At 72.5% G+C, this 16,663-nt stretch carries 16 protein-coding genes; 9 read left to right on the top strand and 7 right to left on the bottom strand.

What is annotated here, in order from left to right:
- The first annotated feature begins 223 nt into the window (after nucleotides 1-223).
- The 3 genes from IE178_RS25380 to IE178_RS25370 all read left to right on the top strand — a co-directional run bounded on the left by IE178_RS25380 (nucleotide 224) and on the right by IE178_RS25370 (nucleotide 2,649).
- Nucleotides 224-898, top strand: coding sequence for a lytic polysaccharide monooxygenase auxiliary activity family 9 protein (locus IE178_RS25380; RefSeq protein WP_498370644.1), 675 nt, complete (start codon nucleotides 224-226; stop codon nucleotides 896-898).
- Between the two features lie 669 nt (nucleotides 899-1,567).
- Nucleotides 1,568-1,993: a DUF2267 domain-containing protein gene (locus IE178_RS25375; protein WP_184762465.1), complete on the top strand. Its 426-nt coding sequence runs from the start codon at nucleotides 1,568-1,570 to the stop codon at nucleotides 1,991-1,993.
- Between the two features lie 14 nt (nucleotides 1,994-2,007).
- The gene (locus IE178_RS25370) at nucleotides 2,008-2,649 is read left to right on the top strand and encodes a dienelactone hydrolase family protein (RefSeq protein WP_193513890.1); all 642 of its coding nucleotides are present in this window, start codon (nucleotides 2,008-2,010) and stop codon (nucleotides 2,647-2,649) included.
- Nucleotides 2,650-2,723: 74 nt separating this feature from the next.
- Here the strand turns inward: IE178_RS25370 and IE178_RS25365 are convergent, their stop codons facing one another.
- The 6 genes from IE178_RS25365 to IE178_RS25340 all read right to left on the bottom strand — a co-directional run bounded on the left by IE178_RS25365 (nucleotide 2,724) and on the right by IE178_RS25340 (nucleotide 7,365).
- The gene (locus tag IE178_RS25365; RefSeq protein ID WP_193513889.1) at nucleotides 2,724-3,710 is read right to left on the bottom strand and encodes a polysaccharide deacetylase family protein; all 987 of its coding nucleotides are present in this window, start codon (nucleotides 3,708-3,710) and stop codon (nucleotides 2,724-2,726) included.
- Between the two features lie 26 nt (nucleotides 3,711-3,736).
- The gene (xynA, locus tag IE178_RS25360; RefSeq protein ID WP_193513887.1) at nucleotides 3,737-4,741 is read right to left on the bottom strand and encodes an endo-1,4-beta-xylanase XynA; all 1,005 of its coding nucleotides are present in this window, start codon (nucleotides 4,739-4,741) and stop codon (nucleotides 3,737-3,739) included.
- Between the two features lie 391 nt (nucleotides 4,742-5,132).
- The gene (locus tag IE178_RS25355) at nucleotides 5,133-5,756 is read right to left on the bottom strand and encodes an Rv1733c family protein (RefSeq protein WP_193513886.1); all 624 of its coding nucleotides are present in this window, start codon (nucleotides 5,754-5,756) and stop codon (nucleotides 5,133-5,135) included.
- A gap of 46 nt (nucleotides 5,757-5,802) precedes the next feature.
- Complete coding sequence (locus IE178_RS25350; protein ID WP_193513885.1) at nucleotides 5,803-6,606, bottom strand: rod shape-determining protein; 804 nt, start codon at nucleotides 6,604-6,606, stop codon at nucleotides 5,803-5,805.
- Nucleotides 6,603-6,974, bottom strand: coding sequence for a TraR/DksA family transcriptional regulator (locus tag IE178_RS25345; RefSeq protein WP_318280234.1), 372 nt, complete (start codon nucleotides 6,972-6,974; stop codon nucleotides 6,603-6,605). The genes IE178_RS25350 and IE178_RS25345 overlap by 4 nt, the downstream gene beginning before the upstream one ends.
- 52 nt (nucleotides 6,975-7,026) lie before the next feature.
- A complete protein-coding gene (locus tag IE178_RS25340) occupies nucleotides 7,027-7,365 on the bottom strand; it encodes a TraR/DksA family transcriptional regulator (protein WP_193513883.1) in 339 nt (112 codons plus the stop codon).
- A 279-nt stretch (nucleotides 7,366-7,644) separates the two neighbouring features.
- Between IE178_RS25340 and IE178_RS25335 the strand changes: the two genes are divergently transcribed.
- The 4 genes from IE178_RS25335 to secD are packed head-to-tail and all read left to right on the top strand — an operon-like array spanning nucleotide 7,645 to nucleotide 12,123.
- Nucleotides 7,645-8,613 carry a HAMP domain-containing sensor histidine kinase gene (locus IE178_RS25335; protein ID WP_184762833.1) on the top strand — a complete coding sequence of 323 codons (969 nt, stop codon included), beginning with the start codon at nucleotides 7,645-7,647 and terminating at the stop codon, nucleotides 8,611-8,613.
- The gene (locus IE178_RS25330; RefSeq protein ID WP_193513882.1) at nucleotides 8,610-9,296 is read left to right on the top strand and encodes a response regulator; all 687 of its coding nucleotides are present in this window, start codon (nucleotides 8,610-8,612) and stop codon (nucleotides 9,294-9,296) included. Before IE178_RS25335 ends, IE178_RS25330 begins: the two co-directional genes overlap by 4 nt.
- On the top strand, nucleotides 9,293-9,760 hold the full coding sequence (locus IE178_RS25325; RefSeq protein WP_193513881.1) for a hypothetical protein: 468 nt from the start codon (nucleotides 9,293-9,295) through the stop codon (nucleotides 9,758-9,760). Before IE178_RS25330 ends, IE178_RS25325 begins: the two co-directional genes overlap by 4 nt.
- Nucleotides 9,761-9,804: 44 nt before the next feature.
- A complete protein-coding gene (gene secD / locus IE178_RS25320; protein WP_193513880.1) occupies nucleotides 9,805-12,123 on the top strand; it encodes a protein translocase subunit SecD in 2,319 nt (772 codons plus the stop codon).
- Nucleotides 12,124-12,252: 129 nt separating this feature from the next.
- Here secD and IE178_RS25315 read toward each other — a convergent pair whose 3' ends face one another.
- A complete protein-coding gene (locus IE178_RS25315; protein WP_193513944.1) occupies nucleotides 12,253-14,157 on the bottom strand; it encodes an ABC transporter ATP-binding protein in 1,905 nt (634 codons plus the stop codon).
- Between the two features lie 144 nt (nucleotides 14,158-14,301).
- Here IE178_RS25315 and IE178_RS25310 point away from each other — a divergent pair, with 144 nt between their 5' ends.
- Entirely contained in the window at nucleotides 14,302-15,231 is a 930-nt protein-coding gene (locus tag IE178_RS25310) for a lysylphosphatidylglycerol synthase transmembrane domain-containing protein (protein WP_318280233.1), read from the top strand.
- Between the two features lie 278 nt (nucleotides 15,232-15,509).
- A complete protein-coding gene (locus tag IE178_RS25305) occupies nucleotides 15,510-16,607 on the top strand; it encodes a mechanosensitive ion channel family protein (protein ID WP_184762453.1) in 1,098 nt (365 codons plus the stop codon).
- The last annotated feature ends 56 nt before the right edge of the window (nucleotides 16,608-16,663 follow it).

Raw genomic sequence — 16,663 nt, 5'->3', positions numbered from 1 at the left:
CGCGGTGGCCTACCGACGGATCGTCGAGCTGGTGGCCGCTACGTGGCTGAGGGCGGAGGGCCCGGCGGGGGAACCATCATTCGACTCCCGGCTCACGGCAGATTGCCTGCTCTCCGCCCACCCCTGTAATCAACTCCGTTCGTTTCATTGACATTTCACTCCGACGTCCTACCGTTGGGAGCGCTCCCATCACAGCCTTGCAACGGGAAGGAGTTCCCCCCACATGCGCACACAGAGTCCGTTAACCGGGCGTTCGCGGTCGTCCCTCCGCCGGCCTCTCCAGGCGCTCGTCATGCTGTTCGCCGTGGTTGTCGGCGCACTGACCTGGTCGGCCCCCGCCCAGGCTCACGGCACCATCGTCGGCCCCGCCTCCCGCGCGTACCAGTGCTGGAAGACGTGGGGCAGCAACCACACGAACCCGGCCATGCAGACCGAAGACCCCATGTGTTGGCAGGCCTTCCAGGCCAACCCCGACACCATGTGGAACTGGATGAGCGCGCTCCGCGACGGCCTCGGTGGCCAGTTCCAGGCGCGGACCCCCGACGGGACGCTCTGCAGCAACAACCTCTCGAGGAACGCCAGCCTGAACAAGCCCGGGCAGTGGAAGACCACCACCGTCGGCAACAACTTCTCGGTCCACCTGTACGACCAGGCGTCCCACGGTGCCGACTACTTCAAGGTCTACGTGAGCAAGCAGGGCTTCGACCCCAAGACCCAGACCCTGGGCTGGGGCAACCTCGACTTCATCACGCAGACCGGCCGCTTCGCCCCGGCGCAGGACATCACGTTCCCCGTCCAGACCTCCGGCTACACCGGACACCACGTCCTGTTCGTGATCTGGCAGGCCTCGCACCTCGACCAGGCCTACATGTGGTGCAGCGACGTGAACTTCGGCTGAGCCGGGGAGCGCCGCACACGGCACCGGCCTCTGCCGGGCGCCGGTAACCCGCCGCCCGGCCGGCCGAGCTCCGTCGGGGCAGGGGACCCATTTGGTCACCCTGCCCCGACGGGGCTTCCCGCGCTTCCGGCGTGTTCGGCGGGGAAACACCAGTTCGGTGCGGTCCCGGCGGACCATGATGCTGCTGGCCTCGTCGGGCGGCAGCCCGGTCCCGGCGATTGCTCAACCGGCCGAGAGGCCCTGCGCTGTCTCCTGATCCGCCGCGGGATCTCCTTCCAGCGCACGAAAACCTGGAAGGAGTCCCCGGACCCGGACTTCGACACCACGCTGGACCGCATCGAGTTCGCCCTCACCGAGCGGCCGGGCCGGACGTTCGCTCCGGACGAGTTCGGGCCGCTCTGCAACCGCCCGACCGCGGGATCGTGCTGGGCTCCGGTGTTGCCGACGTTCTACACGCAGTACGGCCCCGGACACGCGAGTGTGGTCCGGTACGCCCACGGCCGATGGCCGCGACACCGGTGGGGCACGGCACGTCACCGGGGCGACGGTGGTGCGCCGGCGCCCGTTGGTGCGCACGCGTTCCGGGGTACTCGCCCGTTGCCGGGGCGCCGGCCACCGCGGACGGCCGCACCATGAGGACGGCCGCACCATGAGGAAGGACACCGCCTCATGCATCACGATGAGATCATCGGAAAAGTGCAGGCTCTCAGTCAGCTGCCGGACCGGGGGTCGGCCGACCGCGCGACCCGGGCCGTGCTGAGCACGCTGGCCGAACGGCTGCCGCCGGGGCTGGCGGGCCATGTGGCCGCCCAGCTGCCGCCGACCCTGGCCACCCCCATGCGGCAGGCCACGGACTCCACCGCCGACGGGCCGGTGAGCTCCTCGGGCGAGCGCTTCGGGCTGACCGCGTTCGTCGGGCGGATCGCCGGTCGCGCGGAGACGGACGAGGACGCGGCCCTGCGCGAGGCCGCCGCCGTACTGGAAGTGCTCGACGCAGCTCTCGCCCCCGAGCTGACGGAGAAGGTGGCCGGGGCGCTGCCCGCGGACATCCGGGGCCTGCTTCCCGTCGGCCGTGCCGCCGAGGACACGGACTGAGGAGGTGACCGGGCATGGTCGTGGCATCCGTGACGGTTCCCTCGGGTGGGGCAGCCCTGCCCGGTGATCTCGGCCTCCCCTCCGGGGCTCGCGGGATGGTGCTGTTCGCGCACGGCAGTGGCAGCTCGCGGTTCAGCCCCCGCAACCGTGCCGTCGCCACCGCGTTGCGGGGGGCGGGGTTCGGCACGCTGCTGCTGGACCTGCTGACCGAGGAAGAGGACCGCGAGGACGAAGCGACGGGCCGGCACCGCTTCGACATCGACCTGCTGGCCGGACGTCTGGCGCATGCCGTCGACTGGCTGGGGCGACGCCCGGACACCGCGGACCTCGCGGTGGGCCTGTTCGGGGCGAGCACGGGAGCGGCGGCGGCACTGGTGGCGGCCGCCGAGCGTCCCCGGCGGGTGTCGGCGGTCGTGTCGCGGGGCGGACGCCCCGACCTGGCGGGCGACGCGCTCGAACTGGTCGCGTGCCCGGTGCTGCTCGTGGTGGGCGGCGACGACGAGACGGTACTGGGCCTCAATCGCCAGGCCGCCGACCGCTTGTCCGCGGTGCACCACGTCCACGTCGTACCCGGCGCGACCCATCTGTTCCCCGAACCCGGAGCACTGGAGCAGGTCGCCGACCTCGCCGCCGGCTGGTTCCGCGAGCACCTGTGACGGGCAGGCGGCGGCGAGCCGCGGCGTGGTGCGTGCCGCGGCTCGCCCGTGCTCAGCCCGCTCTCAGCTCCCGCTCAGCCCGTGCTGCAGGTGACGGTCGGCCAGGTCCAGTTGCCGTTGGCCTGGATCGTCACCCCCCAGTTGTCGCCGCTGCCGTTGGACTTGGCGACGAGGGTCTGGCTGTCGGGATAGGACGCGCTCGCGTTCCAGGTCGAGGAGACCTTCGCCGGGGACGGCACCTTCATCGTCACGGTCCAGTTGCTCGCACCGCTCACCGAGACATTGAGGTTGTACCGGTCGCTCCAGCGGCTTCCCGCGGACAGGGTGGCGGTACACGCACTGCCGCCACCGCCGCCGGAACCGTCGGGGGCGACGGCGCGGCCGGTCCGCGGGGAGATCATGCCCGCGCACAGGCCGCGGGAGGCCAGGTTCTGCGCGATGCGCGGGATCGCGGCGACGGTGTTGGCCGGCCAGTCGTGCATCAGGATGATCTGGCCGTCATTGAGCCGGGAGGCGGCCTGAACGATGGCGTCGGTGCTCGCGTTGTTCCAGTCCTGCGAGTCGACGTCCCAGATGATCTCGGTCAGGCCGTACTTGCTCTCGACCGAACGCAGCGTCGAGTTGGTCTCCCCGTACGGCGGACGGAACAGCTTCGGCGTGCCGCCGCCGGCGGCCGCGATCGCCTGCTGGGTGCGGGAGATCTCCGAGTCCATCTGTGCCTGGCTCAGCTGAGTCATGTGCGGGTGGGTGTAACTGTGGTTGGCGACCCACATGCCGGCGTCGACCTGGGCCTTGACCAGGGAGGGGTTGGCGGCCGCGTACTGGCCCTGGTTGAACATCGTGGCCCGCAGGCCGTTCTGCCTGAGCGCGTTGAGCAGGCTCGTCGTGGTGCCGGCCGACGGGCCGTCGTCGAAGGTGAGTCCGACGTACCCGTTGCAGGCGGCGGCGTACGACGGGGTGGCGTCGAGGGCCGAGGTCACGGTGCCCGCCAGGGTCAGGGCGGCGACGGCCAGTCCCGACACCAGGGTTCGGGTGGCCGGCGGTCGTTTTCCGGTGGTCATGTGCGGTGGTCCTCCTCGGACGGTGGTCAGCCGGCGCTGCAGGAGACCGTCGGCCAGGTCCAGTTGCCGTTGGTCTGGATCGTCGCGCCCCAGTTGTTGCCGCTGCCGTTGGACTTGGCGACGAGGGTCTGGCTGTCCGGGTAGGACGCGCTGACGTTCCAGGTCGAGGAGACCTTCGCCGGGGAGGGGACCCTCATCGTCACGGTCCAGTTGCTGGAGCCGCTCACCGAGACGTCGAGGTTGTAGCGGTCGCCGAACTTCTCGCCGGCCGACAGCGTCGCGTTGCAGCCGCCGTTGTTGCCGCCGCCACCGCCACCACCGCCTCCGCCGCCGGAGCCGGACTCACTCACCGTGATGTTGGAGCTGCCGCTGCTCTGGTAGCCCTCGGTGGCCATGATCATGTAGTTGTGGTTGCCCAGGTTCATCCCCTTGCCGGCCCACGCGTCGAAGTGGTTGCCGCTGGTGATGGTGCCGCCGGTGCGCTTCGACTGCCGGACGCTCCAGTACTGGTCGAAGGTCCTGGTGCCCTCGATGGAGGGGGCGTTGTACCGGGTGGTCTTGTAGATGTCGTACGTGCCGCCGTCGGTGGTGACGGTGCCCTTGTACTCGCCGGTGGGCCGGTAGGTGCCCCAGTTGTCGACGATGTAGTACTCGATGAGCGGGCTGGTGGTCCATCCGTAGAGCGTCAGGTACGCGTTGCCGGACGGGTTGAAGGAGCCGGAGTAGTTGACGGTCTTGCGACCGCCGGTGCTCCAGCCCTTGCCGGCGACGAAGTTGCCGGTGTTCCTCCACTGGGTGCTGTAGTTGCCGCCGGATCCCAGGTCCATGGAGACGGTTCCCTGGGAGTCGGTCCAGAACGAGTACCACCAGCCGTTGTTGGTGCCGGTCTGGTTCGTGGTGACGGCGGCGGTGGCGGTGGTGGCGGTCAGGAGCAGCGCGGTGACGGCGGCCAGCGCGATGGTCCAGACACTCCTGACGCTGAGCAACAGGCGGCCGCGTCTGCGGCTCTTCGGGTGAACGGCCACGTTCATGTGGTGCGCCTCCTGTGACGGCTCGGTGGGGAGGTCAATGCCGGACAGTGTTGGCCTGCGCGCGTCGACCGTCAACAGTTTCGGTGAAGATTTCGAAATCTTCGAGTGATCAAATCGACGAGTGGATCTGCGTCATCACAGCTCAACGCCATCACTGAACCGGTTGAGCCGCAGGGTGCCACGGCGAGCGTCGGGTACGCATCGAACCTCGATGCAAAGACGACGAAAGTTTCGAAGAAACCCCGGATCGCCGGGTCGTCGTCATGGGACGCGACCGGGACTTCCGCCCCCGCCGAACCCCCGCAGGTGCGGCACGTACGGCGAACGCGTTGCCCGACTCCGGCAGTTCACGGGGATGGTGTCCCGTCACTCGTGACCTCGCCCTCCCGGCTCACATGGGTGTCGTCCAGCGCGGGGCCGTCTCCGCCCAGGCGGTGTCCCAGTCGGCCAGGTTGCGGCGGCGCAGGGCGAGGCCGGTCAGGGCGTGGGCGGCGGCGCCGGTGAGGGCGACGCCGATGGCGGCGAGAAGGGCCCAGCCCATGGTGCGGCTGCGGATCTCCTTGCGGGTCAGCGGCGGGCCGGTCGCCTCGCCGTCGGCCGTGATCCAGACGCGCACGGTGGTGCCGGCGGTCAGCCCCGGCTGGACCTCCGTCCGTGTGGTGCGGGTCCGCCCGTCGCGGGTGACCACGCGGACCTCGACCGGGTAGCGGGTTCTCTTCTCCTCGTCCGAGCCGGGCTCCGGGTGACGGGGGGCGTCCCGGGTCAGGGTCGCGGTCGTCTCGTACCGGGTCAGGGTCTGATGGCGGGCGGTGTCCTCGTAATGGCGGCGGGCGGCGTCGCCCACGAGGGCGGCGGCCACCGGCGCCACGGCCAGTACGGCGATCAGCAGCGCGAGACCGGCCCAGGCCTGGAGTGCGTCGGTGCGGCGGCGCAGCGGGTTGTGCCGCCAGCGCCACAACAGGGGGCGTGGGGGAGGGCCGGGGGGTGGCTGCGCGGGAGGTGTCTCGCCCGCCACGACATGGCTCCTTTCGGTGTCGGGATACAGACGGCGGCGGGACGGGTCAGACGGTTCCGGTGAGCGACGGGTGGTGGTGCGCCGCGGCGAGCAGGCCGGCGGCGCCCCGGACGGCGGCCGTGTGCGGGGACGGCACCGGCTGGACCGGGCAGCCGAGTCCGCCCGGGAGATCACGGGTGATGTCGGGGCGCAGCGCGCCCCCGCCGGCCAGGAGGACGCCTCGGCGCAGGGCGACGCGGGTGAGCGCGGTACGGTCCTGCCGCAGCATCGCGGTCACCATGTCGACGACCGCTTCGGTGATCTCGCCGGGTGCCGTGCCGTCGGTGAGGTCGTCGGTGCCCAGCGCGGTGCGGCGGGCGTCGGTGACCGCGCCGTCGGCGAGCAGCACCACCTCGGTCAGGTGGGCGCCGATGTCCACGACCAGCAACGGCCGGACGTGGTCGGCGCCCGCGGCCAGGGCCACCGCCCGCGCGCCCGGGACGGTGAGTACGGCGCGCGGGCGCAGGATCCCGACGGCCGTACGGGCGGCGGTCCGGAAGGGGAGCCCGCCCAGGACCGGCGCCGTGACGACGACCAGGGGGCGGCCGAACCGGGGCAGCCGGTGCCCGAGCAGCCGGTCCAGCATCCGGGCCGTACCGGCGGTGTCGACGATCGTGCCGCGCTGGACGGGATGGACGGCACCGGTGCCGGGGAAGGTCACGGTGGGCACGTCGAGGACCATGCCCCGCCCGGCGATCCACGCGCGTGTGCGGGCGCTGCCCAGGTCGAGCGCGAGACCTGAGCAGCGCCGGCACAGCGGCCACTGCCGGTGCCGTGCGGATGCCGGTCGGGGATGCCGGATCACGGTCACCGGCCGGCCTCCCTGACCTGCTGGCAGCGCCCGCAGTAGCGGGCCTGGGGGACGATCAGCAGGCGGTGGCGTTCGACGGGACGGCGGCACAGGTGGCAGGCGCCGTAGCGCCCGGAGTCCATCCGGGCGAGCGCCGCCTCGACGTCGGCGAGCACCATGCGGGCGGAGGCGGCGAGTTGGACGCCGACCTCGATCCGGGCGGCGTTCGCCCGCAGGCGCCGGTCGTCGGCACGGCTCGTGGAGCCGGCGGCGAACTGCCGCAGCTGCTCCTGCCGGAACAGCCGCTGCTCGTTCAGGTTCTCGCGCAGCGCGGCGAGGTCCTCGGGGGTGAGGACCGTGTCGCGCTCGCCGATGGTCTGGTGGGACACCACTGCACCCCTTGGGTTTGGGCAGAGCGGGAGCGAAGGACGGGACGAAGGGTCAGATCGCGCGGCGCTGGCAGGTGACGCAGTGCCGGGTGTGCGGGAGGATCTCCAGCCGCTCCGGCGGCACGGCCTTGCCGCAGCCCAGGCAGACGCCGTAGGTGCCGTCGTCGACGCGGGCGAAGGCCTCGTCGATCTCCGCCAGGACCCGCTCGATGGCGTCCTTCTGCGTGGACATCAGGTGGTCGTCGGGACTCTGCCCGGTTTCGTCGAGGGCCTTGAGCTGTGCCACCCGGGTCGACCGGGCGTGTTCGAGGCGCTGCCTGACCTCGTCGGCGGCCGGGGAGGCGACACGGATCTCGGTGCGGGGGTCGGTGCGGGGCAGGTCGAGCGACACGGGGTCCTCCTCGGTGACGTACGGGTGATGTCCTCACCCTCGCCCGTTCCTCGCTCCGGGCCCATCGGGCGCGGTACCCATCTGTGCGGGGTCCGGGGACCCACCCCGCACGGCATGGGTCGGGCGGGCAGGCGGAAATGGGGCACGGGGCCCATCGACGCGGCCCGCCCGGTCCGTGCACGCTGGCCGCTGTCCGCCGGGACCAGGAGGCCGCTGCCGCATCAGGGCGCACGGTGACCGACAGTAGAGGCAGACGAGAAAGAGGAAGGCGTGACCTCCGTGTCCCTGTACTGGCGGATCTTCGGGCTCAACGCGGTGGTGCTGGGCACGGCCACCGCGCTGCTGCTGTGGGCTCCGGTGACCGTGTCCGTTCCGGTGCTGCTCACCGAGGCGGTGATCCTCGTCGCCGGGCTGGGCGTCATGCTCGTCGCCAACGCGGCCCTGCTGCGCATCGGGCTCGCCCCGCTGGACCGGGTGACCCGGCTGATGACCACCGTCGACCTGCTGCGTCCCGGCCAGCGGCTGCCCGTGCGCGGGGGCGGTGAGGTCGCCGAGCTGGTCAGCACCTTCAACTCCATGCTGGAGCGGCTGGAGGGGGAGCGCGTCGCGAGCAGTGCCCGCGCGATCCTCGCCCAGGAGGGCGAGCGGCGCCGTATCGCCCAGGAGCTGCACGACGAGGTCGGGCAGAGCATGACGGCCGTGCTGCTGGCCCTGAAGCGGGCCTCGGACGAGGCGTCCGAGCCGCTGCGCGGTGAACTCCAGCAGGCACAGGAGATCACCCGGGGAAGCCTCGACGAGGTCCGCCGGCTGGTGCGCCGGCTGCGTCCGGGCGTACTGGACGATCTCGGCCTGGTCAGTGCGGTCACCTCGCTCGCCACCGAGTTCGCCACGCACACCGGGCTGCGCGTGCTGCGCCGCTTCGACTCCGATCTGCCCGCTCTCGACCACGAGACGGAGCTGGTGATCTACCGTGTGGCACAGGAGGGTCTGACCAACGCCGCGCGGCATGCCGAGGCGCGGCGCGTGCAGGTGAGCCTGCGCGGTGCCGACGCGTGCGTCGTCCTCGAGGTGAGCGACGACGGGCGCGGCATCGGTGCCGCACGGGAGGGTGCCGGGCTCCGCGGGATGCGGGAACGGGCCCTGCTGATCGGGGCCGCCCTGGACATCTCGAGCCCGGACGGGACCTCCGTGCCAGGAACCGGTACCCGGATCCGGCTGACCGTGCCCGCCGTCAGGAAGCAGTCATGACCCACCAGGACACCCACGACGGCCACCGGCCGGGGACGACGATCCGGATTCTGCTCGCCGACGACCACGCGCTGGTGCGGCGCGGGGTCCGGCTCATCCTCGACCGGGAGCCGGACCTGGAGGTGGTCGCCGAGGCCGGTGACGGTGCGGAGGCGATCGCCATGGCCCGCACCCAGGACGTCGACCTGGCCGTCCTGGACATCGCCATGCCGCGGCTGACCGGTCTGCAGGCCGCCCGCGAGCTGACCGCGCTGAGGCCGGGGCTGCGCATTCTGATGCTGACGATGCACGACAACGAGCAGTATCTGTTCCAGGCGCTCAAGGCCGGGGCCGGCGGTTACGTGCTGAAGTCCGTCGCCGACCGCGATCTGGTCGCCGCCTGCCGGGCCGCGATGCGGGACGAGCCGTTCCTGTACCCGGGCGCGGTGACCGCCCTGATCCGCAACTACCTCGACCGGGTGCGGCACGGGGAAGAGGCGCCCGAGCAGTTGCTGACCCCGCGCGAGGAGGAGGTGCTCAAGCTCGTCGCCGAGGGGCACTCGTCGAAGGAGATCGCCGAGCTGCTGTTCATCAGCGTCAAGACGGTGCAGCGGCACCGCGAGAACCTGCTGCACAAGCTGGGGCTGCGGGACCGCCTGGAACTGACCCGGTACGCCATCCGCGCCGGGCTCGTCGAACCTTGACCACCGACCGGCGGGGCCGCGCCGCCCGCTTCCCGTTCCGCGCCGCCCGCTTCCCGCTCGGCACCGCCCGCTTCCCGTTCCGCGCCGTCGCGGCCCTCGCCGCGCTCGCGGCCGTCCTGTTGACCGCCGGGTTCACCATCGGCACCGCGCTCGTCCCCACCGCCCCGGCCCCGGCCACCGCACCGTTCTCCCCCGCGTCCCCCTCCCCCGCGACGTACTCGACCGACACCCGTCCCTACAGCGACGACGCCTACGTCGGTGCCCGCACCCTGCTCGCCAGGCCGGAGCGGGACACCGGTGAGCGCACGGGGTTCGCCGGTCCTCTGCCCTTCACCGCGGCGCACACACCGCCGATTCCGCCCCGCCCGGCGCGTCCCGCGCCGGTGGCCGGGCATGCGCCGCCCGCCGCCGCGCACATGCCGTTCGATCCGGGGCGGGCTCCGCCCACGGCCTCCAGCACCTGAGATCCCCCTCTTCCTTCCTTTCCGCGTGCCTGCTGGAGGCATCTGTGAAACGTCCCGCCCGCGTCAGGGCGTTGTTCGCGTTCGCCGTGATCGCCGTATCCGTGTTCATCGCCGCCACCGTCCCGGTCCGTCTCGGGCTCGACCTGCGGGGCGGCACCCAGATCGTGCTGGAGACCCGTTCCACCGACACCGCCGAGGCCGACGTCGAGGCCACCGACCGCACCCTGGAGGTCCTGCGCGGCCGCATCGACGCGCTCGGCGTCGCCGAACCGAGCATCGTCCGCTCCGGTGACCACCGGATCATCGTCGAACTGCCCGGCGTCCAGGACCCGAGGAAGGCCGCCGACGTCCTGGGCCGTACCGCGCAGCTCTCCGTCCACCCGGTGCTCGGCGCCGCCGCCGCGTCCGGGGAGCCGCAGGGGAAGGGCGAACGCCTCCTGCCCGACGAGTCCGGTGAGCGGCTCCGGCTGGGCAGCGCGTCGCTCACCGGCCAGGACGTGAAGGGCGCCGAGGCCCTCTTCGACCAGCAGAGCGGCGCCGGCTGGCACGTCACCGTGGACTTCGAGGACGGCCGGGGGTGGGCCCGGCTGACCGGTGAGGCCGCCTGCCACCCGGCGGGCGATCCGCAGCGCCGGGTCGCGATCGTGCTGGACGGCAAGATCATCTCGTCGCCGCAGGTCGACCCGTCCGTGTCCTGCGGCGCGGGCATCACCGGAGGGTCCACCCAGATCACCGGTTCCTTCACCAGCGACGAGGCCAAGGAGCTCGCCCTCCTCGTCCACGGCGGCGCCCTGCCGGTGCCGGTCGAGACGGTGGAGCAGCGGACCGTGGGCCCGACGCTGGGCGCCGAGGCCATCGAGGCCAGTGCCTGGGCGGCCGTCGTCGGCACCGCCCTGACCGCGCTCTTCATCATCGTCGTCTACCGGCTCATGGGCGTCCTGGCGACGCTGGCCCTGCTCTGCTACGGCGTCATCTCCTACGCCGGTCTGGCGGCTCTGGGGGCGACCCTGACCCTGCCCGGCCTCGCCGGTTTCGTGCTGGCCATCGGTATGGCCGTGGACGCCAACGTGCTGGTCTTCGAACGGGCCCGGGAGGAGTACGGTGCCCGCGACCGGCCCAGCGGCCGCTCGGCCCTGACCGCCGGGTTCAAGGGCGCCTTCAGTGCCATCGCGGACTCCAACGTCACCACGCTGATCGCGGCGGCGCTGCTGTTCGTGCTCGCCTCCGGTCCGGTGAAGGGTTTCGGTGTCACGCTGGGCATCGGTGTCCTCGCCTCCATGATCAGTGCCCTGGTGATCACCCGGGTTCTCGCCGAGTTCGCCGTCGCCCGCCGCCGGGTGCACCGCCGTCCCGGGATCACCGGTCTGGCCTCCATCGGCCGGGTCCGTGCGTACCTCACCCGCCGCGACCCCCAGCTGATGCGGCGCCCGCGCCGCTGGCTGGCGATGTCCGCCGTCGTGCTCGTCGTCGCCGGCGCGGGCATCGCGGTGCGCGGGCTGAACTTCGGTGTGGAGTTCACCGGCGGCCGGCTGATCGAGTACTCCACCGGCACCGCCGTCGACCCGGACCGGGCCCGCGCCGCCCTCGCCGACGCCGGCTTCCCGCAGGCCGTCGTGCAGTCCTCCGGGGAGAACCGGCTGACGGTGCGCACCGAGGAGCTGACCAACGCGCAGGCCGTCGAGGTGGCCGACGCCATCGACGAGGCCGGCGGCGGGGCGGAGAAGGTCCGCGACGAGCTGATCGGCCCGAGCCTCGGCGACGAGCTGCGCCGCAACGCGCTGATCGCGCTCGGTCTGGCACTCGGCGCGCAGCTGCTGTACCTGGCCGTCCGGTTCCGCTGGATGTTCGGTACGGGGGCGGTGGCCGCCCTGGCACACGACGTGGTGATCCTCACCGGAATCTTCGCCTGGCTGGGCAAGCCGATCGACGGCGTGTTCCTGGCCGCGCTGCTCACCGTGATCGGTTACTCGGTGAACGACTCCGTCGTGGTCTTCGACCGGATCCGCGAGCTGTGGCGGAAGGACGCCAGGGCGCCCCTGGCCCAGGTCACCAACCGGGCGATCCTGCAGACGGTGCCCCGCACGGTCAACACCGGTATCGGCGTGATCTTCATCCTGGCCGCGCTGGCCCTGCTGGGCGGTGACTCGCTCACCGACTTCGCGCTCGCCCTGCTGATCGGCGTCGGCGTGGGCACGTACTCGTCGGTCCTGACCGCCTCGCCGCTCGCCGTCGAACTCGGCGCGTACACCGGCGCCGGCGGTGACGGCCGCGGTCGGGGCCGGGGCCGGGGCGCTTCCGGGCGCGCGACGTCCGGCGCCGGGGAGCGCCCGGGCCGGGCCAGGACCACCAGCGGGAGGAAGTGACGCCGAGCGGTCCCCCGAAGCCGCCGGCACACGCGAGCGCCGCCGCCGACCCCGGTTGTTCCGGAGTCGGCGGCGGCGCGGTGCGCGGCCGGCCGTGGGTGCTCCCCGCGCGGGGCCCTCGTGAGGGATCTACACCGCCGCCGGTGCGCCGCGGTCGTGGTCCGGTTCGTGCTCCTGCGCCCGGGCGGCGAACTGGGTGCGGTGCAGTTCGGCGTAGCGTCCGTCGGCTGCCAGCAGCTGTGCGTGCGTGCCGCGTTCCACGATCCGCCCGGCCTCGACGACGAGGATGAGGTCGGCGGCGCGGACGGTGGACAGCCGGTGCGCGATCACGACCGCCGTCCTGCCCTCGAGGGCCTCCGTGAGGGCCTCCTGGACGGCGACCTCGGAGGTGTTGTCCAGATGGGCGGTGGCCTCGTCGAGGATGACGACGCGCTGGCGGGCGAGCAGCAGCCGGGCGATGGTCATGCGCTGGCGTTCGCCGCCGGAGAGCCGGTAGCCGCGCTCGCCGACCACCGTGTCGAGACCGTCGGGCAGGGACCGTACGAGGTCGTCGAGACGGGCCCGGCGCAGGGCGTCCCACAGGTCGGGCTCGCTCGCGTCCGGGGCGGCGAGCAGCAGGTTGGCGCGGACCGTGTCGTGGAAGAGGTGGCCGTCCTGGGTGACCATGCCGAGGGTGGCGCGCAGTGAGCCGGCGGTCAGGTCGCGGACGTCGACGCCGCCCACGCGGACGGCTCCGGCGTCGACGTCGTAGAGCCGTGGCAACAGCTGCGCGATGGTCGACTTGCCGGCGCCGGAGGAGCCGACGAGGGCGACGGTCTGCCCGGGTTCGGCACGGAAGGAGATGCCGTGCAGGACCTCGTCGCCGCCGCGCGGGTCGAGGGAGGCGACCTCCTCCAGGGAGGCCAGGGAGACCTTGTCGGCGGGCGGGTAGCCGAAGCGGACGTCGTCGAACTCGACGGAGACCGGGCCCTCGGGCACCTCCCGCGCGTCCGGCTTCTCCTGGATGAGCGGCTCGAGATCGAGGACCTCGAAGACCCGCTCGAAACTGACCAGCGCGCTCATCACCTCCACCCGTGCACCGGCGAGCGAGGTCAGCGGGGCGTAGAGCCGGGTGAGGAGCAGCGCCAGCGCCACCACGGCGCCGGGTTCCAGGGCGCCGCGCAGGGCGAACCAGCCGCCGAGGCCGTAGACCAGGGCCAGGGCGAGGGCCGAGACGAGGGTCAGCGCGGTGATGAACACCGTCTGCGCCGTGGCCGTGCGTACGCCGATGTCCCGCACCCGGCGGGCCCGCACCGCGAACTCCTCCGACTCCTCCTGCGGACGCCCGAACAGTTTCACCAGGGTGGCGCCGGGCGCGGAGAACCGCTCCGTCATCCGGGTGCCCATGGCCGCGTTCAGGGTGGCGGCCTCGCGCTGCATACCGGCCATGCGGCGGCCCATGCGCCGCGCGGGCAGCACGAACACCGGCAGCAGCACCAGCGCGAGCAGGGTGATCTGCCAGGACAGGGTGAGCATCACGGCGAGGGTGAGGACCAGGGTGACCAGGTTGCCGACCACGGTCGACAGGGTGTTGCTGAAGGCCCGCTGGGCGCCGATGACGTCGTTGTTGAGACGGGAGACGAGCGCACCCGTACGAGTGCGTGTGAAGAACGCGACCGGCATCCGCTGCACGTGGTCGAACACCGCTGTCCGCAGGTCGAGGATGAGTTCCTCGCCGAGTGCCGCGGACAGCCTCCGGCCGAGTACGCCGAGTGCCGCCTCCACGACCGCGATCACCGCGATGAGCAGGGCCAGACGGACGACGGTGGCCTCGTCGCCGCCGGACACGATCGTGTCCACGACGCGCCCGGCGAGTACGGGGGTGGCGACGGCGAGCGCCGCGGTCGCCGTGCCGAGCAGCACGAACAGGGTCAGACGGCGGCGGTGCGGGCGGGCGAAGGCGCCGATGCGGCGCAGCGTCGCCCGGGTGACGGGGCGGTGCTCGTCCTCGGCGGTCATGACGCTGCGCAGCTGTGTCCACGCGGTGGTCTCCATGCTCATGTCCGAGACGGTAGTACCTCAAGCATGATTGAGGTCAACGACGGCGCCGTCCCGCGCCACCGGCCGCCGCCCAGCCGTCACCGGCCGTCCGGCCGGCCGCAACCCGCCGTTGGCGCGCGGCGGACAGGCTCGGTGGCCGTGACGGGGACGATCCGCCGGATCCTGTGTGTACTGCCGCTGCTGCTGGTGACCGTGGTCGCGGTGCAGCACCGGTCGGTGCTGGCCGAGGGCTTCGCCCAGCTGGGGACCGCCCGGTGGCCCTGGCTGCTGGCCGCGGCCGGCGCGACCTGTCTGACCTGGGTGGCGGCCGCGTGCACCCGGCAGGGCGCGGTCCCCGAACGGCTCCCCGCACGGCGGCTGCTGGTCACGCAGTTCGCGGCGGGCGCGGCGAACCATCTGCTGCCCACGGGACTGGGCGCGAGCGCGGTCAATCTCCGGTTCATGACGGTGTGCGGGCTGCCCGCGGCCCGTTCCTCGGCCGCCCTGGCCCTGTATCTGCTGGCGGAGTCCGTCGGCCGGGTGGGTCTGCTGGCCGCCCTGCTCGTCGCGTTCCCGGGCGCGCTGCGGTTCGCATCGCTGCTGCCCGAGGGCTGGTTCGGCCCGCTGCTGCTCGCGGTCGGTGCGGTGCTGCTCGTCGCGGCGGGTGTGCTCGCGGCCGTACGGCGGTTGCGGGCGGCGGTGTGGTCGTTCCTGCGGACGGCGCTGGGCGAGGCGCGGTCGGTGCACGCCCTGCCCTCCCGGGCGCTGGCGCTGTGGGGCGGGGCGCTGGCCTTCCCCGCGTTGCAGGCGGCCTCGCTGGTGCTGGTGGGACGGGCGTTCGGGCTGTCGGTGCCGCCCGCCCACATGGCGGTGGCGTATCTGGCGGCGACGGTCGCGGTGGCGCTGGTCCCCACGCCGGGCGGGCTGGGCTCGGTGGAGGCGGCGCTGGTCGTGGCGCTGGTGGCGGTGGGCGGGGCCGCGGCGGTCGCCACGGCGGTGGTGCTGGTCTTCCGGGTCATCACGGTGTGGCTGCCGCTGGTGCCGGGCGCGGTGACACTGGGTGCGCTGGTGCGGCTGAAGGTGATCTGACCGGCGGGGTGGGACGGCACGGCCCGTTCACGGATCCGTGAGGCCGGAAGGAGGCCGGAACCAGGGCGGGGCGAGACCGGGATCAGGGCGGAACGAACGCGGGACGAGGCCGAGGCCGGTACGAACCGCCCTTCGGGATGCGGCAGGATGAGCGATCGTGCCGACCGCGGGCCGGACGGTCCGGCGCCCGAGTACATCCGGTAGCGAACGAGCAGGTGACGACACGTGACACGACTTCACATAGGGCCGTTGGCCGCAGTGTTCGCCGGAGGTGAGCGGTGACCCGCGCGCTCACCATGGACGATCTGGTGCTGGCCGGCATCGCCCTCGCCGCGGGCCTGCTGGCGGCGTTCCTGTTGCGGATGCTGCTGCGCTGGCTGGGCCGGCACGCGGACCGCACCCGCTGGCGCGGGGACGACGTCGCCGTGGACGCGCTGCGCATGATCGCGCCGTGGGCGGCACTCGCGGCGGGCGCGGCCACCGCGGCGGCGGCGCTGCCGCTGACCCGGACCGTGCAGCACAACGTCAACCAGACGCTGACCCTGCTGGTCATCTTCGCCGCGACCGTCGCGGCGGCGCGGGTGGTGGCGGGGCTGGTGCGCTCGGTCACCCAGTCCCGCTCCGGTGTCGCCGGGTCGGCCACGATCTTCATGAACATCACCCGGATCCTGGTCCTGGCGATCGGTTTCCTGGTGGGGCTGCAGACGGTGGGCATCTCCATCGCCCCGCTGCTCACCGCCCTCGGCGTCGGCGGTCTGGCGGTCGCGCTGGCGTTGCAGGACACGCTCGCCAACCTGTTCGCGGGCATCCACATCCTCGCCTCCAAGACCGTGCAGCCGGGTGACTACATCCGGCTGAGCAGCGGCGAGGAGGGCTATGTCGAGGACATCAACTGGCGCCAGACGACCGTCCGTGAGCTGTCCAACAACCTGGTGGTCATCCCGAACGGCCAGCTCGCCAAGACGAACATGACCAACTTCATGCGGCCCGAGCAGCAGCTGACCATCCTGGTCCAGGCCGGGGTGTCGTACGACAGTGACCTGGAACAGGTGGAGCGGGTCACCATGGACGTCGTCGCCGAGGTGATGACCGAGATCACGGGAGCCGTGCCGGAACACGAGCCGGCGGTGCGCTTCCACACCTTCGGTGACTCCCGTATCGGCTTCACCGTCATCCTGGGCGTCGGAGAGTTCAGCGACCAGTACCGGATCAAGCACGAGTTCATCAAGCGCCTGCACCGCCGCTACCGCGAGGAGGGCATCCGCATCCCGTCGCCCGCTCGGACGGTGGCGCTCCAGCAGGGCGCGGTGGTCATCCCCCAGCAGCGCGACACCGAGCCCGCGCCGGACGACATGACCACCGGCCGGCCGGTCTGAGGGTCCCGGCGGGCGATCTCCCGCCACGACCCGCGTGATCGTGGCGGGAGGTTGCC

The organism is Streptomyces griseoloalbus (assembly GCA_014650015.1).
Taxonomy (GTDB): domain Bacteria; phylum Actinomycetota; class Actinomycetes; order Streptomycetales; family Streptomycetaceae; genus Streptomyces; species Streptomyces griseoloalbus.
Note: the sequence above shows the minus strand (reverse complement) of the source record. Positions and strands in the feature narration are given on the sequence as shown.